The 21,440-nt window shown below is 63.5% G+C and carries 23 protein-coding genes; 19 read left to right on the forward strand and 4 right to left on the reverse strand.

All coding sequences use genetic code 11. From position 1 onward, the window contains the following. Positions 1 to 81: 81 nt before the first annotated feature. The 6 genes from GRB80_RS04980 (at position 82) to yidD (ending at position 4,791) form a co-directional block, all read left to right on the forward strand. Positions 82 to 933, forward strand: a complete 852-nt coding sequence (locus GRB80_RS04980) for an ATP-dependent zinc protease family protein (RefSeq protein WP_161422742.1) — start codon at positions 82 to 84, stop codon at positions 931 to 933. A gap of 35 nt (positions 934 to 968) precedes the next feature. Continuing rightward, on the forward strand, positions 969 to 2,474 hold the full coding sequence (locus tag GRB80_RS04985) for a UUP1 family membrane protein (RefSeq protein WP_132041038.1): 1,506 nt from the start codon (positions 969 to 971) through the stop codon (positions 2,472 to 2,474). A 3-nt stretch (positions 2,475 to 2,477) separates the two neighbouring features. Next, positions 2,478 to 3,452, forward strand: a complete 975-nt coding sequence (locus GRB80_RS04990) for an alpha-L-glutamate ligase-like protein (RefSeq protein WP_161422743.1) — start codon at positions 2,478 to 2,480, stop codon at positions 3,450 to 3,452. Between the two features lie 65 nt (positions 3,453 to 3,517). Continuing rightward, positions 3,518 to 3,964 (forward strand): transcriptional repressor, encoded by a 447-nt coding sequence (locus tag GRB80_RS04995; protein ID WP_132041036.1) that lies wholly within the window; start codon positions 3,518 to 3,520, stop codon positions 3,962 to 3,964. 21 nt (positions 3,965 to 3,985) lie between these two features. Then, entirely contained in the window at positions 3,986 to 4,426 is a 441-nt protein-coding gene (hisI, locus tag GRB80_RS05000) for a phosphoribosyl-AMP cyclohydrolase (RefSeq protein WP_132041035.1), read from the forward strand. A 65-nt stretch (positions 4,427 to 4,491) separates the two neighbouring features. Next, the gene (yidD, locus tag GRB80_RS05005) at positions 4,492 to 4,791 is read left to right on the forward strand and encodes a membrane protein insertion efficiency factor YidD (protein ID WP_237562042.1); all 300 of its coding nucleotides are present in this window, start codon (positions 4,492 to 4,494) and stop codon (positions 4,789 to 4,791) included. A gap of 12 nt (positions 4,792 to 4,803) precedes the next feature. On the opposite strand, the gene GRB80_RS05010 is transcribed toward yidD, so the two are convergent. Further along, positions 4,804 to 5,229, reverse strand: a complete 426-nt coding sequence (locus GRB80_RS05010) for a SufE family protein (RefSeq protein WP_132041033.1) — start codon at positions 5,227 to 5,229, stop codon at positions 4,804 to 4,806. A 27-nt stretch (positions 5,230 to 5,256) separates the two neighbouring features. Next, the gene (locus tag GRB80_RS05015; RefSeq protein ID WP_161422745.1) at positions 5,257 to 6,450 is read right to left on the reverse strand and encodes a tyrosine-type recombinase/integrase; all 1,194 of its coding nucleotides are present in this window, start codon (positions 6,448 to 6,450) and stop codon (positions 5,257 to 5,259) included. Between the two features lie 199 nt (positions 6,451 to 6,649). Between GRB80_RS05015 and GRB80_RS05020 the strand changes: the two genes are divergently transcribed. Further along, entirely contained in the window at positions 6,650 to 7,690 is a 1,041-nt protein-coding gene (locus tag GRB80_RS05020; RefSeq protein ID WP_161422746.1) for a DNA-binding protein, read from the forward strand. Positions 7,691 to 7,819: 129 nt separating this feature from the next. Here the strand turns inward: GRB80_RS05020 and nfuA are convergent, their stop codons facing one another. Next, entirely contained in the window at positions 7,820 to 8,410 is a 591-nt protein-coding gene (gene nfuA, locus GRB80_RS05025; protein WP_132041030.1) for a Fe-S biogenesis protein NfuA, read from the reverse strand. A gap of 254 nt (positions 8,411 to 8,664) precedes the next feature. Here nfuA and metH point away from each other — a divergent pair, with 254 nt between their 5' ends. The 9 genes from metH (at position 8,665) to GRB80_RS05070 (ending at position 18,655) form a co-directional block, all read left to right on the forward strand. Continuing rightward, positions 8,665 to 12,384: a methionine synthase gene (gene metH, locus GRB80_RS05030; protein ID WP_161422747.1), complete on the forward strand. Its 3,720-nt coding sequence runs from the start codon at positions 8,665 to 8,667 to the stop codon at positions 12,382 to 12,384. A gap of 54 nt (positions 12,385 to 12,438) precedes the next feature. After that, positions 12,439 to 13,767 carry an MATE family efflux transporter gene (locus GRB80_RS05035; RefSeq protein ID WP_132041028.1) on the forward strand — a complete coding sequence of 443 codons (1,329 nt, stop codon included), beginning with the start codon at positions 12,439 to 12,441 and terminating at the stop codon, positions 13,765 to 13,767. A 140-nt stretch (positions 13,768 to 13,907) separates the two neighbouring features. Further along, entirely contained in the window at positions 13,908 to 15,560 is a 1,653-nt protein-coding gene (locus tag GRB80_RS05040) for a nitrite/sulfite reductase (RefSeq protein WP_132041027.1), read from the forward strand. Then, the gene (locus GRB80_RS05045) at positions 15,553 to 16,116 is read left to right on the forward strand and encodes a DUF934 domain-containing protein (RefSeq protein ID WP_161422748.1); all 564 of its coding nucleotides are present in this window, start codon (positions 15,553 to 15,555) and stop codon (positions 16,114 to 16,116) included. The genes GRB80_RS05040 and GRB80_RS05045 overlap by 8 nt, the downstream gene beginning before the upstream one ends. A gap of 44 nt (positions 16,117 to 16,160) precedes the next feature. After that, complete coding sequence (locus GRB80_RS05050) at positions 16,161 to 16,601, forward strand: gamma-glutamylcyclotransferase family protein (RefSeq protein WP_161422749.1); 441 nt, start codon at positions 16,161 to 16,163, stop codon at positions 16,599 to 16,601. A gap of 69 nt (positions 16,602 to 16,670) precedes the next feature. After that, positions 16,671 to 17,018 (forward strand): arsenate reductase (glutaredoxin), encoded by a 348-nt coding sequence (gene arsC, locus GRB80_RS05055; protein ID WP_132041024.1) that lies wholly within the window; start codon positions 16,671 to 16,673, stop codon positions 17,016 to 17,018. A 35-nt stretch (positions 17,019 to 17,053) separates the two neighbouring features. Continuing rightward, a complete protein-coding gene (gene wrbA, locus GRB80_RS05060; RefSeq protein ID WP_132041023.1) occupies positions 17,054 to 17,677 on the forward strand; it encodes an NAD(P)H:quinone oxidoreductase in 624 nt (207 codons plus the stop codon). Next, positions 17,674 to 18,078 carry a DUF2069 domain-containing protein gene (locus tag GRB80_RS05065; protein ID WP_161422750.1) on the forward strand — a complete coding sequence of 135 codons (405 nt, stop codon included), beginning with the start codon at positions 17,674 to 17,676 and terminating at the stop codon, positions 18,076 to 18,078. Before wrbA ends, GRB80_RS05065 begins: the two co-directional genes overlap by 4 nt. 103 nt (positions 18,079 to 18,181) lie before the next feature. Further along, complete coding sequence (locus GRB80_RS05070; protein ID WP_161422751.1) at positions 18,182 to 18,655, forward strand: c-type cytochrome; 474 nt, start codon at positions 18,182 to 18,184, stop codon at positions 18,653 to 18,655. Positions 18,656 to 18,744: 89 nt separating this feature from the next. Here the strand turns inward: GRB80_RS05070 and GRB80_RS05075 are convergent, their stop codons facing one another. Further along, a complete protein-coding gene (locus GRB80_RS05075) occupies positions 18,745 to 19,428 on the reverse strand; it encodes a cytochrome b/b6 domain-containing protein (RefSeq protein ID WP_132041020.1) in 684 nt (227 codons plus the stop codon). 119 nt (positions 19,429 to 19,547) lie between these two features. Here GRB80_RS05075 and GRB80_RS05080 point away from each other — a divergent pair, with 119 nt between their 5' ends. The 3 genes from GRB80_RS05080 (at position 19,548) to pdxH (ending at position 21,350) form a co-directional block, all read left to right on the forward strand. Continuing rightward, positions 19,548 to 20,243: an AzlC family ABC transporter permease gene (locus tag GRB80_RS05080; RefSeq protein ID WP_240721627.1), complete on the forward strand. Its 696-nt coding sequence runs from the start codon at positions 19,548 to 19,550 to the stop codon at positions 20,241 to 20,243. Beyond that, positions 20,240 to 20,587 carry a branched-chain amino acid transporter permease gene (locus GRB80_RS05085; protein ID WP_132041019.1) on the forward strand — a complete coding sequence of 116 codons (348 nt, stop codon included), beginning with the start codon at positions 20,240 to 20,242 and terminating at the stop codon, positions 20,585 to 20,587. Before GRB80_RS05080 ends, GRB80_RS05085 begins: the two co-directional genes overlap by 4 nt. Before the next feature lie 121 nt (positions 20,588 to 20,708). After that, entirely contained in the window at positions 20,709 to 21,350 is a 642-nt protein-coding gene (gene pdxH / locus GRB80_RS05090; protein WP_161422752.1) for a pyridoxamine 5'-phosphate oxidase, read from the forward strand. Positions 21,351 to 21,440 lie beyond the last annotated feature (90 nt).

Below are 21,440 nucleotides of genomic sequence, written 5' to 3' on the forward strand. Positions count from 1 at the left end.
TGGTGAGGCGTCTCCGAGTTGGACAAGATCCTCGGCGACTCCTTATCATCGCCAGACTATCCAAAGGAAGTGCCCTTCCCCATGCTCCATCCTCTGCTGAGTGCGACGCTCGCAGCGTCTGCCATCGCGCTTTCCGGTTGTGTCGCGCTGACGGAAAAGCCGACGCCACCGCCCGTCCTGTCCTCGACCGACTTTCACCAGCGCATGAATGCGCTGGAAGCGACGCTGCTTGCCAGCTGCGACAACACCCGGATTGATGCTGAACTATCGTCTGTTGCGAGCCGCCAGGATCTGCTGATCGGCGATATGCGCGAGGTGGGTTCGCTGTTGCGCAGCACAAACACGCGCCTGGACCGAATCGCTGAGGACGAGTCCGAACCAGTGATTGTCAGGCGCGAGTGCGCGGCCGATGAACTGGGGATCGGCAACAAGGCGGTCCTGGGTAGCAGCGAATGGATCGGGCTGCCCGATGTCGGCACCTACCTCAAGGCGCGTATCGATACCGGCGCCAGTACCTCGTCGCTCTCCGCCCGCGAGATCACCCGTTTCGAACGTGACGGCGAAAATTGGGTCCGCTTCAAGCTGGGACTGGCGGAGGACGACGTCGTCGTCGAGGCGGTGCGGGATGAATGGATCGAAGCCCCTATCGAGCGTCGCGTGCGCATCATCCAGGCAACCGGTGAAGAGTCGCGCCCGGTGGTGACCCTGATGATGACCCTGGGGCCGATTCAGGAGCCGGTAGAATTCACGCTGAGTGATCGTACCCATCTCGATTTTCCGGCCCTGCTGGGCAGGCGCTTCCTGCTCGATATCGCCGTCATCGATGTGGCCGAGAGGTACCTTCACCCGCGGCCCGAATTTCCCGGCGGGCGTCCCGCAGAGGAAGCCGAACGCCATGAGAATGATGCCGACCTCGACAACGAAACGCACTGAGCCGCGCATTAGTCGCTCTCTGCCAAGGAAGCCCCATGTCAAGACTGCCTTTCTATCTGCTGGTTGGCGTGCTGTTCCTGGCCGGCACCGCCATGACCCTGCATCGTCACTATCAGCTCGAGGTGCCCTGGACACCGGGAGAACAGCGCCAGGTATGGGAGGTGGAGGCCCAGGTCAATTTCACGGCACTGGGTGATCCGGTACTGGTGGACATGGCGCTCCCCTCGACTCAGGAGGGCTTTCGCCTGCTTACCGAGCATACGGCCTCGCCCGGCTACGGCCTCTCCTTCGTGGAAGAGAATGGCGGCAGGCGGGCCCAGTGGTCGATCCGTGAAGCCACTGGCTCCCAGCAGCTCTACTACACCGCCCAGGTGCTGGTGGCACCGGACAGCCGCCCTCCTCGCCTGGACACCCCACCGCTTCGCCGCGATATCGTCTGGGAGCGACCCTATGATACGGCGGCTACCCAGATGATCGAACGTGCCTGGGGCCGCAGTGCGGATCCTTTCACCTTCGCCCGTGAGCTGCTTCACGACTTCAATGAGGAGCGTCAGGGCGAGAATGCTCGGCTGTTGCTGACCCAGTTCGAGCGCACGCCTTTGCTCGTTCGGCTGCTCAACCAGGCCGGCGTCCCGGCCAGAGAGGTGAGCGGACTAATGCTCGAGGACGGTCGGCGGCGCCAGTCGCTCACCAGCTGGGTCCAGGTGTTTGACGGTCAGCACTGGGCACTCTTCGATCCGGCCACCGGTGCCCAGGGACGCCCCGACAACCTGTTGATCTGGGAAGGCAGCGGTCAGGCCGTGCTCGAGGTTCAGGGGGGCAGCAACTCAAGGGTCACTTTCTCGATGCTGGCTCGCAACCAGCCGGCGGCCGCGGCGGTCCGCAACCAGCTGGCCGAGGATACCCTGCTCAATTTCTCCATTCACAGCCTGCCGCTCGAGGAGCAGGCACTGTTCCAGACGATCCTGTTGATTCCTATCGGCGCGCTGGTAGTGGTGGTACTGCGCATCCTGGTAGGCATCAAGACCTCAGGCACCTTTATGCCGGTACTGATCGCTCTGGCCTTTATCCAGACAAGCCTGGCTACCGGTCTGATCGGCTTCTTGCTGGTGGTCGCCGTCGGCCTGGTGATTCGCAGCTACCTGTCGCACCTCAATCTGTTGCTGGTGGCGCGAGTGACGGCGGTGATCATCACGGTGATCGGCATCATTTCGGTGTTTTCGGTGCTCGCCTACCGCTTCGGGCTTAATGCCGGCCTGACCATCACCTTCTTCCCGATGATTATCCTCTCCTGGACCATCGAGCGGATGTCGATCCTCTGGGAGGAGGAAGGTCCTAAGGAGGTCTTGATCCAGGGCGGTGGCAGCCTGTTCACCGCGGTGCTGGCATATCTGGCCATGAACAACCCCTGGGTACGCCATATCACCTTCAACTTCCTGGGAATTCAGCTGATTCTGATGGCGTTGATCCTGATGATCGGCAACTACACCGGCTATCGCCTGCTGGAGCTGCGTCGCTTCAAGCCGGTCACCGAGGATTGAGCCATGCGAGAATGGACGACGCCTGGCAAGTTGCGTGCCAAGGGCATCATCGGCATGAATCGCCGCAACATTCGCTATATCGGACGCTATAACAATCGCCGTCTCTATCCGCTGGTGGATGACAAGCTGCAGACCAAGCTGCTCGCCGAGCGCTTTGGCATCACCACACCGGCACTGATTGGCACCGTTACCACCCAGTTCGGCGTCAAGCATATCGGTGAGCTGCTTGCCGGACACCAGGGGTTCGTGATCAAGCCCGCCAAGGGCAGCGGCGGCAAGGGCATCCTGGTGGTGGAGCGTGTCGAAGGTAACGACTACATCAAGCCCAGCGGTGTTCGCATGAGCCTGTCGGATATCGAGCGTCACGTCTCCAATATCCTCTCCGGGCTCTACTCACTGGGGGGAGCTCCGGATGTGGCGCTGATCGAAGCACTGATCAACTTCGATGAGGGCCTCTCCGAGTACACCTACGAGGGGGTGCCGGATATCCGAGTCATCGTGTTCAAGGGCTACCCGGTCATGGCGATGATGCGCCTCTCCACCGCGGCCTCGGATGGCAAGGCCAACCTGCATCAGGGCGCCGTCGGCGTGGGACTGGATATTGCCTCAGGCACCGCCATCCGGGGAGTTCAGTTCGATCGCACGCGTCATGACCACCCCGATACCGGCCATGAACTGGCCAGCCTGACCATCCCCGACTGGCCTACCCTGCTGCTGCTGGCCGCCGGCTGCTATGAGATGACCGGGCTCGGCTATCTGGGCACCGACATGGTGCTCGATCGCGATCAGGGCCCCATGCTGCTGGAGCTCAACGCCAGGCCCGGGCTGGCGATCCAGATGGCCAACGGCGAAGGATTGAGGCGTCGCCTCGATCTGGTCGAGAAGCAGCCGGAGGGAGTGGCTGCCCAGGCACGGGTGGACTTTGCGCGCCACCATTTCGCCCGTCGAAGCGAGCTTGAGGCCACCGCCGAAGCCTGAGGCACGCTGGCCCGCCCTCGCCCACCCGCGTAGAATGTCGCCAACTTCGACAGCCGACGGGTGCCATGACTGATTCCCGAAACCTGTTGCTCCAGGCGGAGCGGCAGTGCCAGCAGCGCGGGGCGCGCTTTACGCCGATACGACGCCGCGTGCTCGAGATGATTGCCGAGGCGTCCGGTGCCCTAAAGGCCTATGACCTTCTCGACCGCCTGGCCGACGAGCATGCCTCGGCTCGGCCACCCACGGTATACCGTGCCCTGGAGTTTCTGATCGATCAGGGCCTGGTGCACCGTATCGAGTCGCTCAACGCCTATGTTGCCTGTCCCTGCCCGGAGCATTCTCACGGCTTCCAGCTGCTGATCTGCCGCCTCTGCGGGCGAGTCGAGGAACTGCACCTGGAAGATGTCAATGCCCAGCTCGCCGACTGCGCCCAGCAGCTGGGCTTCCGGGTCGAGCGTCAGACGATCGAATTGCTGGGACGCTGCGATGCCTGCGGCGATACCGACGGTTGACCCTTTCTGCGGAGAATTGAGATGTCCGATATCTTCAAGGCGCTCGAGCAGGCGCCCGCCGACAGCCAACACGATCTCGTCCCTGTGCTCGAATCCATCGGGTTCAACGACGATGGTCTGATTCCCGCCATCGCCCAGCAGCACGATAGCGGCGAGGTGTTGATGATGGCCTGGATGAACCGGGAGGCGCTCATGGAGACCCTGCGCACCGGACGGGTCTGCTACTGGTCGCGCTCACGTGGCAAGCTGTGGCGTAAAGGCGAGAGCTCCGGCCAGCAGCAGCACCTCAGGGGAGCCGCGCTCGACTGTGACGGAGACACCCTGCTGCTGCAGGTGAACCAGACGGGTCCCGCCTGTCACAGTGGACGCCGCAGCTGCTTCTATGTAGCGCTCGAGAAGGAGTCGGCACGCATCACCACTGCCCCGCTGATCGATCCCACCGCGCTCTACGGAAAGCCCTGATGCCCTGCCTGGCCGCCTGCCTGGCCAAGCTGGCACGAGGCCTTCGCCGGGCCACGGCCTGGCTGATGATCGGGCTGGTCAGGCTCTATCAGGTAACCCTGAGCCCCCTGCTCGGGCCGCGCTGTCGCTACTGGCCCAGCTGTTCCCGCTATGCCGAGGAGGCGATTCGCGTGCATGGCCCCTTCGAGGGCGGGCTGCTGGCCGCTCGTCGCATCGCCCGCTGCCATCCTGGCTGTGAAGGCGGCATCGACCCGGTGCCGGGCGGCCCCAGCGAGACACTGTGCCGCGAGGATCCCGAGCTCGACGAGAACTTCCGTCCCCGCACGTCGGACCTCCCCGCGGAGCGTGACGGCCCAAGCTCCTGAGCCGGTCGGGGCTCAGGCGGTATCCTGCTCCGCCACCTCGTAGATACGCTTGAGCATGGCGTTGAGGCCATTGCTGCGCGTGGGCGACAGGTGCTTGTCGAGCCCCAGGTCACCGAGAAAGTGTGGTGAGGTATCGCGGATCTCTGCGGCGGGCCGGTCGTTGTAGATGCGCAACAGCACGGCGATCAGCCCGGAGACGATGGCGGCATCGGAGATGGCGTCGAAGTGCAGAACACCTTCTCGACACTCGTGGCGCATCCAGACATTGGACTGGCAACCCTGAATCTTGAGCTCGTCACGCTTCCACTCCTCGGGAAACTCCGGCAGCGACTTGCCCATATCGATGATGTACTGGTAGCGATCCATCCAGTTATCGAACAGCTCGAACTCCTCGATCAGTTCCTGTTGGGCCTGCTCGGCGGTTGCGTCAATCGTCATGGAGCCTCCTGTTGGTGAATGGGGTGATTATACCGGCTCCTCCCCCACGCCGTCCGCCTCGGCCCGACCCTCTTCTCTCCCGCCGAGCCCGTGGCGAGCCTGCTGCCGGTGCCAGGCCTCGTCTTCGGCGTGCAGATAGCGGGCGGTGGTGTCCAGTCGCGAGTGCCGCGCCGTGGCCGCCAGGTAGCGCAGCTCGACCCCGGCCTGAGCCTGATGGGTCAGCGCCGTATGGCGTAGCCAGTGGGGTGTGGCCTGGCGCAGGCGTAGCGCCCAGTCGCGGGCGCCCTCCCCCTGCATTACCTCCAGGTCGTCTGCGGCCTGAGTAAAGGCCTGCCTGATCAGCCGATAGAGGCGGTTGTCGCCGATGCCTCGCCTGCCATCCAGGGCGCGCAGCAGTGGCGTCGCCTCATCCGGCTGGGGTTCCGGACTCAGGCCCAGAACCTCTCGCCACTCCTTCAACAGCAAGAGCATGTCGGGTGGTACGGGAATGCTGGCGAACTTGCCCCCCTTGCCTATCACGCTCCACCACCAGCGCCCCTCGCGCCGCTGGAAATCCCCCATGCGGGCGGCACTCATCTCGGCGATACGCGGTGCCAGCAGGTAGGCGAAGCCGAAGATAAAGCGTCGGCGGGCCTCCTCGTAGCGCTCGCGCGATGACGCCCCCTCCTCCGCCTTCGACCTGTTCGCGCCGTTCAACCAGCCCCAGAACCACTCCCACAGCGGCGCCTCCAGATAACGCTCGATACCGGCCCGGCGGTTATCGAGTCGCCGTCGCTTGTCGCGCATCAGTCGGAAAGGGTTGTGGCTCACCCACCCCGCCTCCACCAGCCAGGCATACATGCCCTGCAGGATCACCAGGCTCTGGCGACGGCTGGCCGGCGAGAGCGCTCCGCGGAAGGGTCGCCACTCCTCGGCGTGACGTGGACGCGGTGGCCCGACCCAGTGCGATCTCGGCTGGGGATCGGCGAGGAAGGCCTCGAAGGCCTCCAGGTGATCTCGTCTAACCTGGTCGAGGGTCATGTTGCGTTCGGCGAGCCATAACAATAGCCGCTCGGCCTCGCGACGATAGGCGCGCTGCGTCCTGGGGCTGGCGCGGTACTCCGCCAACCATTCGCCCACTGCCTCGGCATCGCTGCGCGCGGCGATATAGCCGCCCCGCTCCGCCATGGCTGGTAGCCGCGGCGACTCCTCGAACACTACTTCATTTGTCTGGCGCCCCATCAATCCCTCTCCTTGCTCCTGCCGACCAGTTTCCCGTGGTCTGATAATAAAAATCAAGATAAGGAGCGTAATCTTGCTTTTTTATTTTTATCGTAACGTATTTTACGTATTACGTATAATGTAATTACCTTCCATTCTCTTCTGAATACCGCTATGCTGCGCCGCATATCGATCCAAGAGGTGGCACAAGGAGAGCCTCATGGCGCGCATCGGCGTGACCTACGAAGACGTGCAACGAGCCATCGATGCCTTGCTGGCCCAGGGCGATGCCCCCAGTGTGCAGAAGATTCGCGAGATACTGGGGACAGGGAGCTTTACGACGATCAGCGATCACCTGCGCACCTGGCGACAGCAGCGCGAGGAGAACCGTGACGTTCCTCCACCCCGCGGCATGCCGGCCGCCCTTCAGGAGCTGGCCGAGGCGCTCTGGCGCCAGGCCCAGGAGAGTGCCAACGAGGCGCTACGCCACTACCGCGAGGAGGCCGATCGCAAGGTGGAGGAGGCACAGGAGTCGGTGAGCGACGCTCGCCGACAGGCGGACGATGCCAGGCAGCGTGAAGCGGCCCTGGCCAGCCACCTGTCCGGCACCGAGCAGCGCCTGGAGGCACTCAGTGCGGGGCTGGCAACGAGTCAGGCGCAGTGTGAGACGCTGAAGGCAGCCGAGAACCGTGTCTCCACGCGTCTGGCCGAAGCGGAGTCGCTGCTGCAGCGTCATCGAGACGAGGCTAGCCGAGTGGCGCAGGAGCATCAGCAGGCCATGCAGGCGTGTGAGGAGGCGCACCGCGAGAAGCTGACACAGGAGGAGCAACGCCACGAAAGCGCCGAGACACGCCTGATGACCCTGCTCGACCAGGCACGCCAGGAGCGACTGGCCAGTGAGAAGGCGGCGGCCGGAAGAGAGGAACAGCTGGAGAGGCGCCTCGAGCGTCAGGAGTCGCAGCTGCAGGAGTTGCGCGCGAGGCTTGCCAATGAGGAGAAGCACCATCGCGAGGTGGACTGGGCCCGCCGCCAGGCGGAGGCGCTGGCCGAGACTCGCCAGCGTGAGCAGTCAGTGCTGCAGGCACGCATCGACGAGCAGAAGCGACATCTGGAGGAACAGGCAGAGCGCGTGAGAAGCCTGGAGCAACAGCTCTATCGTTGCCTGTGGCAGGCGCCGAAGGGGGCCTCGGAAGAGGCGAGCGACTCAAATAAGTCGGCCGGTGATAACAGGCAAGGCGATCCGTCTGACCACCGTCTCTGAGGCAGTCTTCGCTGACCATAAGCCATGAAAAAAAGAAGAGCCCCGCCTAAAGGCGGAGCCCAACGTGTGGCGCCAGATAGCCCTGCCGGTCGAGCCGTTGGTACGAGCCCTGCTGGGTTCGGGGGCAGCTTAGCGGTAGTAGGCGTTGGTGGTGTCGCTATGGTCGGTCACGTCACGGATGCCACCCAGCTCCGGAATACGCTCCAGCAGAGTGCGCTCGACACCGTCCTTGAGCGTCAGGTCAACCGCGGCACAGCCCTGGCAGCCACCACCGAAGGCCAGTATCGCCACGTTCTCGTCGGTCAGTTCGACCAGCTTGATCTCCCCGCCATGGGCCGCCAGACCGGGGTTGATCTCGCTGTAGAGCACGTAGTTGACGCGATCGGCGAGGGGGCTATCGGCATTGACCTTGGGCATCTTGGCGTTGGGCGCCTTGATGGTCAGCTGTCCCCCCATGCGATCGGCATTGAAATCGACGACCGCCTCCTCGAGGAACGGCAGGCTGTTCTTGTCCAGGAAGACACCCAGCTTGGGCAGCTCCAGCTTCTCGTCGGTGGGTTCCTCTTCGCCGGGGCGGCAGTAGGCCAGGCAGGTTTCGGCATAAGGAGTGCCTGGCTGGGTGATGAAGATGCGTACCGCGATCCCTTCGACGTTCTGCTTCTCGAGCAGCTCGGCGAGGTAGTCCTGGGCACTATCGGTAATCTGGATCGGTTCGCTCATGCTATTTCCCGCTGTCGGTGCGCGGCAGCGGCGAAATCGCCGCGTACCGGGTAAAGTGATGACGCTAATGGTAAGACACGGAACGCGGCGAAACAATCCCGAGTGAATTGGTGGGTTTTTAAACACTCACCTGCCCCCACGGCGAGCAGTTTGCTACCATGACCGGCTTGACAGAGGCCGCGACATAGAAGATGCCCCGAGGCACAACGGCGGTCATAAACACCGGACACCTTCGCTGGAGACAGATTCCCACCATGGCCGCCGCTCCCACTGCCCAAACCACCACCCTGATCGAATGTCTCGCCGAGCGCATCCTGATGCTCGATGGAGGCATGGGCACCATGCTCCAGAACGCCGGCCTCTCCGAGGATGACTTCCGCGGGGCACGCTTTACCGACTGGCCCTCGGATCTCAAGGGCAACAATGATCTCCTGGTACTGACCTGCCCGGAGCTGGTGTCGCGCATCCACCGCGAGTATCTCGAGGCCGGCGCCGACATCGTCGAGACCAACACCTTCAACAGCACTCGCCTGTCTCAGGCGGACTATGGCATGGAGGCGCAGGTCCCCGAGATCAACCGTGAGGCGGCGCGACTGGCGCGCGAGGTCTGCGATGCGGTGACTGCCGAGACCGGAACGCCCCGATATGTCGCCGGCGTACTTGGCCCCACCTCGCGAACGGCCTCACTCTCCCCGGACGTCAACGATCCAGCCAAGCGAAATGTCACCTTCGATGAGTTGCGCAAGAACTACCTCGAAGCCGCCGAGTCGCTGATCGAGGGTGGTGCCGATCTGATCATGATCGAGACCATCTTCGACACCCTCAATGCCAAGGCGGCGATCTACGCCCTGGAAGAGCTCTTCGAGTCACGCGGCGAGCGTCTGCCGGTGATGATCTCCGGTACCATCACCGATGCTTCTGGCCGCACCCTCTCGGGGCAGACCACCGAGGCCTTCTGGAACTCGGTGCGCCACGCCAAGCCACTTTCGGTGGGCCTCAACTGTGCGCTTGGCGCCGCGGAGCTGCGTCCCTACGTCGAGGAGCTGTCGAGCAAGGCCGACACCTACGTCTCGGCCCACCCCAATGCCGGCCTGCCCAATGAGTTCGGCGAATATGATCAGTCTCCCGAAGAGATGGCGGCCATCGTGGCGGAGTTTGCCGCCAGCGGCCTGGTCAATATCATCGGTGGCTGCTGCGGCTCCACTCCCGAGCATATCGCCGCCATCCATCACGCCATTCAGGGCATGACGCCGCGGCACCTGCCGGACATCCCCAAGAATTGCCGTCTCTCCGGCCTCGAACCCTTCAACATCGGACCCGACTCGCTGTTCGTCAACGTCGGCGAGCGCACCAACGTGACCGGCTCGGCGCGCTTCAAGCGCCTGATCAAGGAGGAGGACTACACCACCGCTCTCGAGGTCGCCCTGGAGCAGGTGGAGAACGGCGCCCAGGTCATCGACATCAACATGGACGAGGGGATGCTGGACTCCCAGGAGGCCATGGTCCGCTTCCTGAACCTGATCGCCGGCGAGCCGGATATCTCCCGGGTGCCGATCATGATCGACTCCTCCAAGTGGGAGATCATCGAGGCCGGTCTCAAGTGCATTCAGGGCAAGGCGATCGTCAACTCCATATCGCTCAAGGAGGGGGAAGAGGAGTTTCGCCGGCACGCCACCGTCTGCCGCCGCCATGGCGCCGCCGTGGTCGTCATGGCCTTCGACGAGGCCGGCCAGGCCGACACCTTTGCGCGCAAGACCGAGATCAGCGAACGCGCCTATCGCCTGCTGGTCGATGAGATCGGCTTTCCTCCCGAAGACATCATCTTTGACCCCAACATCTTCGCCATCGCTACCGGGATCGAGGAGCACAACAACTACGCCGTCGACTTCATCCAGGCGACCGAATGGATCCGCACGCACCTGCCCCACGCCCAGGTTTCCGGCGGCGTCTCCAATGTCTCGTTCTCCTTTCGCGGCAACAACGTGGTGCGCGAGGCGATCCACTCGGTATTCCTCTATCACGCCATTCGCGCCGGGCTCTCCATGGGCATCGTCAATGCCGGTCAGCTGGGGGTATACGATGACCTGGATGCCGAACTGCGCGATGCGGTAGAGGATGTGGTGCTCAACCGGCGCGACGATGCGACCGAGCGACTGCTCGACCTGGCCGAGAAGTACAAGGGCGGCGGTAGTGGCGCGGACAAGAAGGAAGACCTGGAGTGGCGTGGCTGGGAGGTCGCCAAGCGCATCGAGCATGCGCTGGTCAAGGGGGTGACCGCCTATATCATCGAGGACACCGAAGAGGCGCGCCTACAGTTCGACCGCCCTATCGAGGTCATCGAGGGACCGTTGATGGATGGCATGAACGTGGTCGGTGACCTGTTCGGCGCCGGCAAGATGTTCCTCCCCCAGGTGGTCAAATCCGCTCGAGTGATGAAGCAGGCGGTGGCGCACCTGCTGCCCTATATCGAGGCGGAAAAGGACGAAACGACCCAGGCCAAGGGCAAGATCGTCATGGCGACCGTCAAGGGCGATGTTCACGACATCGGCAAGAATATCGTCGGCGTCGTCCTGCAGTGCAACAACTACGACGTCGTCGACCTGGGGGTGATGGTGCCGGCGGAGAAGATCCTGCAGACGGCTCGGGAGGAAAACGCCGACATCATCGGCCTTTCGGGCCTGATCACGCCGTCGCTGGATGAGATGGTCGGCGTGGCCAAGGAGATGCAGCGCCAGGGCTTTGAACTACCGTTGCTGATCGGTGGCGCCACGACATCCAAGGCACATACCGCGGTCAAGGTGGATCCCGGCTACGAGCACCCGGTGATCTACGTGCCGGACGCCTCCCGCGCGGTGGGCGTCGCCTCCAGGCTGCTCTCTCCGGAAATGAAGCCCGGATACATTGCCGAGATCCAGAGCGAATACGAGAGCGTGCGCGAACGTAACGCCAAGCGACGCCCCAAGGGGGCAGACCTGACCTATGAGCAGGCTCGTCAGCGCAAGTTCAAGACCGACTGGAGCCGCTACACCCCGCCACAGCCGGCCATGACCGGCACACTGACCTTCGATGGCTATGATCTCGATGAACTGGTCGAGCGGATCGACTGGACTCCCTTCTTCATGAGCTGGCAGCTAGTCGGCAAATACCCGAAGATTCTCGACGACGCCAAGGTCGGCGAGGCGGCTCGCAGCCTGTTCCGCGATGCCCAGGCCATGCTGCGCAAGCTGATCGACGAAAAGCTGGTAACAGCGCGGGGCGTGATCGGTATCTGGCCCGCCAACAGTGTCGACGACGATATCATCGAGGTGTATGCCGACGACTCCCGCAGCGAGGTAATCGAACGGCTTCACCATATCCGCCAGCAGACCACCAAGAACCGCGACGGTGTGTGCTATAGCCTGGCCGACTTCGTGGCGCCCCGGTACGACGACAAGGGAGAGCCGAGTGGCAAAGCGGACTGGATCGGCGGCTTCGCCGTGACCACGGGCCACGGTGTCGAGGAGCTCGCCGAGCAGTACAAGGCGGCCGGTGATGACTACAATGCCATTCTGGTGCAGTCGCTTACCGACCGTCTGGCCGAGGCCTTCGCCGAACGCCTGCATGAACGGGTGCGCAAGGAGTTCTGGGGCTATGTACCCGATGAGGCGCTGGACAACGAGGCCCTTATCGCCGAAAAGTATCAGGGCATCCGCCCGGCACCAGGCTATCCGGCGTGCCCCGACCATACCGAGAAGCCAATCCTGTTCAGGCTGCTCGACGCCACCGAGCAGTCCGGCCTCACCCTGACCGAGAACTTCGCCATGTGGCCCGCCGCCGCCGTGGCGGGATGGTACTTCTCGCATCCGCAGTCGAAATACTTCTCCACCGGCAAGATTACCCGTGAACAGGTGGAGGGCCTAGCCAGCCGCAAGGGCATGGGAGTCGAGGAGATGGAGCGCTGGCTCATGCCGGTGCTCTCCTACGACCCCGCCTGATTCACGGTGGGTCGCCAGCCAGGCGGCCCACCTCCTCCTCTATTGCGGATCACCATGCTGCTTCACGCCACACGTCGTCGCACCATCCTGCGCCTCTCACTGCCGATCATCGCCGGCATGCTCTCCCAGAGCCTGATCAATCTGATCGATGCCGCCATGGTCGGCTCGCTAGGCGAAGTCCCGCTGGCGGGGGTGGGGATCGGCGGCTATGTGATGTTCATGGTCACCGCCCTGGTATTCGGACTCTCCTCCGGGGTGCAGGCCCAGACCGCACGACGCCATGGTGAGCAGGCCTGGACACGACTCGCCATGCCGCTCAATGCCGGCCTGCTGATCGCCACCGTGCTCTCACTGCCGATCACCCTGCTCTGCCTGTGGCAGGCGCCGACGCTGATGGCGCTGATCAATCAGGATCCCACGGTCAATGCCGAGGCGGTGGCCTATTTCCGCTGGCGCGTCCTGTCGCTTGCCGCCGTGGCCATGATCTTCTGCTTTCGCGGCTACTGGAACGGCATTCAGCGGACCGGCCTCTACCTGCGCATCATTCTGGTGATGCACGCCATCAACGTGGTCGCAAGCCTGGGACTGATCTTCGGATACCTGGGACTACCGGCCATGGGCGCTGCGGGCGCAGGGGCCGGCACCACCCTCTCGCTGTTCGTCGGAGCGGTGATCTGGGCCTTTGCCAGCCTACGTCATGCCAGGCCCGGTGGCCTGCTGGCGGCACTACCGCACCGTCTCACCCTGCTGACCACCCTGCGCCTGGCCGGGCCTCACTCCTTCCAGCAGCTGTGGTTTGCGGCCGGCTACGCGGTACTGTTCTGGATTCTGGGGCAGGTCAACACCGCCAGCGTGGCGGTGGGGCATGTGCTGGTCAATCTCTCGCTGCTGATGATCCTGCCCGGCGTAGGCCTGGGCATGGCGGCCATGAGCCTGGTAGGCCAGGCGCTCGGACGCGATGAGCTGGCCGATGCCCACCGTTGGGGCTGGGAGGTGGTGTACCTCGCCTGGCTGTGCCTGGCCCTTATCGCGCTGCCCATGGTGCTATTGCCCGACGCCGTCCTGGGCCTGTTTCTGCACGATCCAGCCCTGATCGAGCTGGCGCGCCTGCCGCTGCGGCTGACGGCGCTGATGATCGTGCTCGATGCCGCGGCACTGGTTCTTGCCCAGGCACTGCTCGGGGCCGGTGCCAATCGCACGGTGATGACCACGACCCTGTCGCTGCAGTGGCTGCTTTTCCTTCCGCTGGCCTGGCTGGTAGGCGTCTGGCTCGAGCAGGGGCTGGTCGGCATCTGGTGGGTACAGCTCGTCTATCGTTCCCTGAACTCCCTGTGGTTTGCGGGAATCTGGCAGCGCCGACGCTGGCAGCGACTCGTGGTATGAGGGGGCGCCCAGGACGTTTCGAGGGCGGGTCTAATTACTTTAAGTATAAAAACTATGCCTTTTTATTCTTTTAAACAATAAGAGGGTGCGCGTATCGTACAGCCCATGCACTGCCACTTTCATCGCTGCAGGATGGCTGAATGTACCGCTACGATTCCCACGACCAGACTCTCGTTAACGAACGCGTGGCCCAGTTTCGCGACCAGATGGAGCGTTACCTGGCCGGGCGCCTGAGCGAAGAGGAGTTCCTGCCGCTGCGTGTGCAGAACGGCCTGTATATCCAGCGCTATGCCCCCATGCTGCGCATCGCCATCCCCTACGGCATGCTCGCTTCCTATCAGCTGCGCAAGCTGGGCGATCTGGCGCGTGACTACGACCGCGGCTATGGCCACTTCACCACCCGTACCAACCTGCAGCTCAACTGGCCCAGATTGGAGAGCGTGCCGGACATGCTGGCGGAGCTTGCCAGCGTGCAGATGCATGCCATTCAGACCAGCGGCAATGATATCCGCAACACCACTACCGATCAGTTCGCGGGGGTGGCCGAGGATGAGGAGGTCGACCCGAGGCCCTGGTGCGAGCTGATTCGCCAGTGGTCCACCTTCCACCCGGAATTCGCCTATCTGCCGCGCAAGTTCAAGATCGCCGTGACCGGTGCCCGCGAGGACCGCGCCGCGATTCAGGTTCACGATGTCGGCCTGCGGCTGTGGCGAGATGCCCAGGGTGAGGTGCGAGTCAGGGTGCTGGCCGGCGGTGGCCTGGGCCGCACGCCGATGATCGGCGAGGTGGTCCGTGACGATCTCCCCTGGCAACACTTGCTGACCTATCTCGAGGCACTGGTCCGGGTCTATAACCTGTTTGGTCGCCGTGACAACAAGTTCAAGGCGCGCATCAAGATTCTGGTCAAGGCACTCGGCGTCGAGGAGTTCCGACGGCGTGTCGACGAGGAGTGGGCGCACCTGAAGGATGGTCCCCAGACCCTCACCCGGGAGAGCCTCGAGCGGATGGCCTCGCATTTCGAGGATCCCGAGCGCCGCCCCGTCTCGGCGAAGGCCATTGACGAGGTAGAGGCCTTACGCAGCAGGGAGCGCGCCTTCGGCCGCTTCATGACCAACAATGTTCACGCCCACAAGATCTCCGGTTACAAGGCGGTAACCCTCTCCCTGAAACGCCGCGAGCACTCCCCTGGCGACGTCACCTGGAAGCAGATGCATCAGGTGGCAGACCTCGCCGACGAATACAGCTTCGGCGAGATACGCGTCACCCATGAACAGAACCTGGTGCTTACCGACGTGCCCATGGATCGCCTGGAAGCGCTATGGCGCGAGCTGGAAACCCTCGGCATGGCCAACCCCACGGTGGGCACACTGGCGGACTTGATCTGCTGCCCCGGAGGAGACTACTGCGCCCTGGCCAACGCCAAGTCGATCCCGGTGGCCCAGGCCATTCAGGAGCGCTTCGAGGACCTGGATTTTCTCTATGACCTGGGGCCGCTCGACCTCAATATCTCCGGGTGCATGAACGCCTGCGGTCATCACCATGTCGGTCATATCGGCATCCTCGGCGTCGACAAGAAGGGCGAGGAGTGGTACCAGATCTCGCTGGGCGGCACCCAGGGAAATGCGGCATCGCTGGGCAAGATCCTAGGCCCCTCCTTCAGCCGCGACGCGGTACCCGATGTCATCGACACCCTGCTCAAGGTCTATGTCGGTGAGCGCAACGATGACGAGACCTTCCTCGACACCTACCGTCGTATCGGACTCAAACCCTTCAAGGAGCGTGTCTATGCCTGATCATGCCCCCCACACCGCCCCCCTGCCTGCCACCCGGCGCCCCTATCTCTTCCGAGACCAGCCGGCCAGCGATGGCTGGCAGCTGGTCCGCGAGGGCCAGGCGACGACCGATACGCCCTGCATCGTGCCCCTGACCCAGTGGCTCGAGGAGGAGCGTAGCAACCTGCGTGCCCCCTGGCTGGCAGCCGATACCGAGCTCGACCAGCCCCTGACCGCCCGCCTCGCCGAGGCCCCCCTGGTGGCCATCGACTTCCCCAAGTTCACCGACGGGCGGGGCTACAGCCTGGCTCGCCTGCTGCGCGAACGCCATGGCTATCGTGGCGAGATACGCGCCATCGGAGATGTGCTGGTCGACCAGCTCTTCTACATGCGCCGTTGCGGATTCGATGGTTTCTCACTGCGTGAAGACCAGTGGCTGGAAGATGCCCTGCGCAATCTGCATGTCTTCAGCCGCGCCTATCAGCCCGGAGTGGATCAGCCCGAACCGCTGTTTCGACTGCGCAGTCAGGCTCTTGAGTCAGTCCGCGACGAACTCCCTCTGGCTGCCTTTGCCTGATCCCAATTGTCTGTCACCTGTCACCATGGGTATCGTATCTGCCCATGCGCCCTCGCCCTCTACTGACCACGACCCTCCTCGGCCTCCCACTCATGGTGGGAGGCTGGTTATGGCTGACCCTGCTCAGCCCCTTTCTCTATGAACGCCCCGAACACCTCGACCCCATTGCCGAGGGGCCCCATGCGGTGTATGTCTATGGCACCCTGCGCGTGCCCGTGGTGCGCTGGATCGTGATCGGTGATGAGGTCGAGACCCGCCCTGCCCGCCTCGAAGGCTGGCGCCGAACCGGACTCGATCTGGAGCCGGCCCCCGGTGAATGGGTACCGGGTGAGGTGTTGACCGTCGATGCCGAGGCGCTTGCCCGGCTCGACCGCTATGAGCGCCTGGGCATTCGCTACGAGCGGGTGCGCCACACGCTCGCCGACGGCAGCGAGGCCTGGGTCTATCGACGCCTGCCGGATGAGGCACGGACGTCCTCCCCGTGAGACACAGCGCGGCACTTGCTACAATGCCGCGAGTCGCCGGCAATTGGCCACCACGTCCGCGGAGAGTCCATGACCAAGATTACCCTGATGCATAATCCTCGCTGCTCGAAATCACGTCAGGCTCTCGCCCTGCTTGAAGAAAAGGGTGCCCCGGTAGCGATTCGCCGCTATCTTGACGAGCCGCTGAGTGACGCCGAGCTGCGCGCGTTGATCGAGCGCCTGGAGGGCGGTGTCGAGCGCCTGGTGCGCACCAAGGAGAGCGAGTGGCAGAAGCTGGCCGCCGACGCCCGTGACCCGGAGCAGGTGGTTCAGGCAATCATGGCGCATCCGCGGCTTATGGAACGACCGATTGCCGACGATGGTAAGCGTGCCATCATCGGGCGCCCACCCGAGGACATTCTCGCCCTGCTCGATTGATACTTCCCCCCTTTCCCCGAGCCTCAGGAGTCCCGATGAGCGCCTCCCTGCCCTATGTGCTGATTCTCTACTACTCCCGCCATGGTGCCACCCGGGCCATGGCCGAGCGCCTCGCCGCCGGCGTGGAGTCCCTGCGCGGCATCGAGGCGCGACTGCGCACCGTGCCACCGGTATCCCCCACCTGTGAGGCGGTGGATCCCGAGATTCCCGCCGAAGGGGCGGTCTACGCCTCTCTGGACGACCTGCGCCACTGTGCTGGCCTGGCCATCGGCAGCCCCACACGCTTCGGCAATATGGCGGCCCCCCTCAAGCACTTCCTCGATGGCACCAGCGAGCTATGGCTAGGCGGCGCCCTGATCGACAAGCCGGCGACCGCCTTCACCTCGACCTCGAGCCTGCACGGGGGCCAGGAAACGACCTTGCTGACGATGCTGGTGCCCCTGCTTCACCACGGCATGGTCTATGCTGGACTGCCCTATAGCGAGACCGAACTGATGGAGACGACCCGCGGCGGAACACCCTATGGAGCCAGCCACCTCGCCGGCAAACGCAGTGACCAGCCCCTCGATGATCATGAGCGTGCCCTGGCCCAGGCCCAGGGGCGCCGGCTGGCACGCCTCGCCCTGGCATTGGCCCCTCTGCAGGAGAAGCGCTCATGAGGGCCGCATTGGAACGCCTGGAAAATGCCAAGGGCCTCGATGTATTGACCGCCAGGATGCGCCGGCTGGTGCTGGGCAGCTACACCCTGCTGGTGGCACTGATGGTCTACCGCGGCCTGCAGATCGATGGCGACAGCGGTCCGCTGGTGCCTATCGTTGCCTTCGTGCTCCCCCTGATACTCTTCCTGCCATCCTTGATCGGCAGGCGCCCCCGTGGTCATGCCTGGCTGGCCTTCGTCAGCCTGCTCTACTTTGCCCAGGGAGTCATGGTCGCCACGCTTCCAGGCCAGGGGGTACGCGGCTCACTGGAGGCGCTCGTCTCCCTGGCGCTGTTCACCGGGTGCACCGGCTATGCGCGCTTTCGCAGCCGTCAGCTGCGTGCCACCAGCCCCGGCAGCTGACTCTCTTCCATGCTAGCCTTGTGAGGGTGGTGCCAGTCGAGCCAGTCGACTGACACCCAGCCAGCATTAGAAAACGAATCGAAAAGATCGAAAGGAGCTCGTGATGACCGTAACGTTTCGCCCGCTGATCGCCCTTGGCCTCTCGGCTGCCCTGGCGCTGCCGACCATCGCTCAGGCCACCGAGCCCGAAGACGCCATCCGCTATCGCCAATCCGCCCTCAGCGTGATGGGTTGGCAGATGGGTCCCATGGGTGCCATGGCCAAGGGCGATATGGAGTATGACGAGGAGGCGTTTGCCACGCGTGCGAACAACCTGGCCGCCGTTGCCCACCTGCCCTGGGAAGGCTTCATGGAAGGCACGCTGCGGGGTGACGGCCACGGTGTCGAGACCGGCGCTCTGGCCAAGATTGGCGACGACTGGGCAGGCTTTGAGGAGCGTCAGCAGACCTTCGAGCAGGAAGCTGCCACCCTGGCCCAGATGGTGAAGGATGGTGAAGCGTTCAGCGCCCTGCGCGCCCAGGTCGGTGCCGTCGGCAAGAGCTGCAAGGGCTGCCACGACGACTACCGCGCCGAGTGAGCCCCCCTGCCGTTTGAAATAACGAATGTAGATCGTAAACCACGGGGCGGCCCGATGACCGCCCCGTGGCTTTTACAGAACACCGCCGATCACGCGTTCCAGAGCCAGATGACGGGCAAGGAAGAGAGCGCGAGCACCACCAGCACCAGGGAGAGAGACGCGACCCTGGGCTTTGGTCCCCCCACCGGCTCATCCTCCGGGCAATCATCGAGCGCCTTGCGGCCGGTGATCATGGCGCTCACCAGCCGCTCACCCTTGAGACAATGGAACAGCAGCGCTATTAGATGCGCGGCGATCAACACCACCAGCAGGTCGGCATTCAGGGAGTGAAGCGAGGCGAGGATCTTGACGATCTCGTTGCTTGCCCAGCCGTGGAGTGGTGCATCGAAGAAGATGTCGTCGGTCAGAAATAGACCACTTGCCGCCTGAAATGTCAGCGATACCAGCATGAACAGCACCATGGCGCCCCCCAGCGGGTTGTGACCGGCATAGCGAGGTGCCGTGCCACGCAGCAGCCGACGACCATAGTCGATCATGCGGCCCGGCGGGTATAGAAAGCTTGTAAATCGCGCATGGGGACTGCCCAACAGGCCCCAGAGCCAACGAAACAGCAGAAGCCCCACCAGCAGATAGCCCGCCCGAGCATGAATCTCGATGGGAAAGACGAAGGGCGCCCCTTCCGTCTTCATGGTGTAGAAGGATAGTCCCACCAGGGCCACCAGAGACCAATGGAAGAGCCGTACGGGAATATCCCAGACCATCAGTCGCGTCATCTCGCCTCCTTGCCAATATAAGTCGAATTTCTTGTCAAAAGCTGCCAAGCCGGTGGATCTACCTTAATATAGCTGGCATCACTTACCCTCATCCATCAGCAGCAAGGGAGTTTATCACCGTGTCGCCAGCCCACGCCTGGAAGGAAGCCGGGAAGCTCACACTGCCGGTCATGTTCGGCTACCTGCCACTGGGCGCCGCCTATGGCATCCTGGCCGTGGAGGTCGGCGTACCCTGGTGGGCGGCGGTACTGATGTCACTGATCATCTATGCCGGCGCAGGTCAGTTTCTCGCCGTGGCACTCCTCGCCGCCGGTGCCGGGCTGGTGGAGCTGGCAGTGGCCACGTTGATGCTCAACTCCCGCCACCTCTTCTATGGGCTATCGCTGCTCAAGCGCTTTCAGGGTGCGGGCTGGCGCAAGCCCTACATGATCTTTGCCCTGACCGACGAGACCTATTCGTTGATCACCACCCTGCCTAACGTACACGGCAATGACCATCTCCTGGCCTTTCGCATCAGTCTGCTCAATCAGATCTGGTGGGTGCTCGGCTCCATTCTCGGGGTCCTGGCAGGCACCACGTTGACCTTCAACAGTCAGGGGATCGAGTTTGCCCTGACGGCGCTGTTTATCGTGCTCACCCTCGAGCAGGCACGCCGGCTGCGTCGCTGGCTACCCTTTGCCATCGCCCTGCTGACCGGGCTCGTCGGGATATGGCTGGTGCCTGATCGCCATCTGCTGTTGAGCGCTATCGGCGCGGCCAGCCTGATCCTGCTGTTTCACTACTCACTCGACCGCCACCGGGAGACTCGCACATGAGCACCTCAGCCTTGCTGATATTTATCATCGTCTGTGCGTTGGCGACCTTCGCCACCCGGGTCACCCCATTCGTGGCTCTCGCGCGACATGCTGACCATCCCCTTATCCTGCACCTTGGACGCTACCTGCCACCCACGGTGATGATGATCCTGGTGATCTATGCCTTGCGGGACTTCCGTCCCCTGCTCGACGGCCACCTCAATGCCGGCGCCAACGGTTGGCCGATGATCATCGCCTCGCTGATCGTCGCCCTGCTGCATCTGTGGCGGCGCAACGCGCTGCTGTCGATCATCGGTGGCACCGGGGGCTATATGGCGATGGTGCAGCTTGGCTGGGTGGTATAGGAGCGCCACTCTCTTTGCCCATACCAAGTGCCAGGAATCCTGACTACGATCAAAATCAACGGTTGAGCTACGCCAGCGAAGCGGCGACCATGCACATCAGCTTCCAGGAGAGATAACCACGATGACACGCAACATTTCCGACATCCGCCGCGACTATGAAGGGGGGCAGCTCGACGAGTCACAGGCGACCGATGACCCCATGCCACTCTTCGAGGAGTGGTTGACCCTGGCGCTGGAGAGTGAAGGCCTCGATGGCAATGCCATGACGCTGGCCACGGTGGACAGCCAGGGACGCCCCCATGCACGCGTAGTGCTGCTCAAGGGGCTCGATGACAACGGCTTCGTGTTCTACACCAACTACCACAGCCACAAGGGCAGCGAGCTGACCAATGTGCCGCGGGCCGCCCTGACCTTCTGGTGGCCATCGCTGTCTCGCCAGGTGCGTATCGAAGGGAGCGTCGAGCAGGTCAGCGAACAGGAGTCCGATGAGTACTTCGCCAGCCGCCCGCGGGCCAGCCAGCTGGGTGCCTGGATCGCGACCCAGAGCGTGGTGATTCCCGACCGTAGCTGGATCGAGGAGCGCAAGAGCCGGTTCGAGCAGGCCTACGAGGGGCAGGAGATTCATCGCCCGGTCCACTGGGGCGGCTACCGCGTCATTCCCGAAATGATCGAGTTCTGGCAGGGTCAGCCCAGCCGTCTGCATGATCGCATCCGTTATGAGCAGCGTGAGGATGGCTGGCACCACTTCCGGCTGGCGCCCTAGCCCCTTTCAAGACAGACCTTTCGAGACAGACCCTCTCGAGTCAGCACCTACCGGGACAGCCCCCAACACCGGGGAGTGTCCCGGATGGCC

The organism is Halomonas icarae, from assembly GCF_009901955.1.
GTDB classification, from domain to species: domain Bacteria; phylum Pseudomonadota; class Gammaproteobacteria; order Pseudomonadales; family Halomonadaceae; genus Halomonas; species Halomonas icarae.

Excerpts from the sequence above, each read along its gene's own strand:
- GRB80_RS04980 (WP_161422742.1), top strand. The coding sequence starts at position 82 with ATGCTCCATCCTCTGCTGAGTGCGACGCTCGCAGCGTCTGCCATCGCG.
- GRB80_RS04985 (WP_132041038.1), top strand. The coding sequence starts at position 969 with ATGTCAAGACTGCCTTTCTATCTGCTGGTTGGCGTGCTGTTCCTGGCC.
- GRB80_RS04990 (WP_161422743.1), top strand. The coding sequence starts at position 2,478 with ATGCGAGAATGGACGACGCCTGGCAAGTTGCGTGCCAAGGGCATCATC.
- GRB80_RS04995 (WP_132041036.1), top strand. The coding sequence starts at position 3,518 with ATGACTGATTCCCGAAACCTGTTGCTCCAGGCGGAGCGGCAGTGCCAG.
- hisI (WP_132041035.1), top strand. The coding sequence starts at position 3,986 with ATGTCCGATATCTTCAAGGCGCTCGAGCAGGCGCCCGCCGACAGCCAA.
- yidD (WP_237562042.1), top strand. The coding sequence starts at position 4,492 with ATGATCGGGCTGGTCAGGCTCTATCAGGTAACCCTGAGCCCCCTGCTC.
- GRB80_RS05010 (WP_132041033.1), bottom strand. The coding sequence starts at position 5,229 with ATGACGATTGACGCAACCGCCGAGCAGGCCCAACAGGAACTGATCGAG.
- GRB80_RS05015 (WP_161422745.1), bottom strand. The coding sequence starts at position 6,450 with ATGGGGCGCCAGACAAATGAAGTAGTGTTCGAGGAGTCGCCGCGGCTA.
- GRB80_RS05020 (WP_161422746.1), top strand. The coding sequence starts at position 6,650 with ATGGCGCGCATCGGCGTGACCTACGAAGACGTGCAACGAGCCATCGAT.
- nfuA (WP_132041030.1), bottom strand. The coding sequence starts at position 8,410 with ATGAGCGAACCGATCCAGATTACCGATAGTGCCCAGGACTACCTCGCC.
- metH (WP_161422747.1), top strand. The coding sequence starts at position 8,665 with ATGGCCGCCGCTCCCACTGCCCAAACCACCACCCTGATCGAATGTCTC.
- GRB80_RS05035 (WP_132041028.1), top strand. The coding sequence starts at position 12,439 with ATGCTGCTTCACGCCACACGTCGTCGCACCATCCTGCGCCTCTCACTG.
- GRB80_RS05040 (WP_132041027.1), top strand. The coding sequence starts at position 13,908 with ATGTACCGCTACGATTCCCACGACCAGACTCTCGTTAACGAACGCGTG.
- GRB80_RS05045 (WP_161422748.1), top strand. The coding sequence starts at position 15,553 with ATGCCTGATCATGCCCCCCACACCGCCCCCCTGCCTGCCACCCGGCGC.
- GRB80_RS05050 (WP_161422749.1), top strand. The coding sequence starts at position 16,161 with ATGCGCCCTCGCCCTCTACTGACCACGACCCTCCTCGGCCTCCCACTC.
- arsC (WP_132041024.1), top strand. The coding sequence starts at position 16,671 with ATGACCAAGATTACCCTGATGCATAATCCTCGCTGCTCGAAATCACGT.
- wrbA (WP_132041023.1), top strand. The coding sequence starts at position 17,054 with ATGAGCGCCTCCCTGCCCTATGTGCTGATTCTCTACTACTCCCGCCAT.
- GRB80_RS05065 (WP_161422750.1), top strand. The coding sequence starts at position 17,674 with ATGAGGGCCGCATTGGAACGCCTGGAAAATGCCAAGGGCCTCGATGTA.
- GRB80_RS05070 (WP_161422751.1), top strand. The coding sequence starts at position 18,182 with ATGACCGTAACGTTTCGCCCGCTGATCGCCCTTGGCCTCTCGGCTGCC.
- GRB80_RS05075 (WP_132041020.1), bottom strand. The coding sequence starts at position 19,428 with ATGACGCGACTGATGGTCTGGGATATTCCCGTACGGCTCTTCCATTGG.
- GRB80_RS05085 (WP_132041019.1), top strand. The coding sequence starts at position 20,240 with ATGAGCACCTCAGCCTTGCTGATATTTATCATCGTCTGTGCGTTGGCG.
- pdxH (WP_161422752.1), top strand. The coding sequence starts at position 20,709 with ATGACACGCAACATTTCCGACATCCGCCGCGACTATGAAGGGGGGCAG.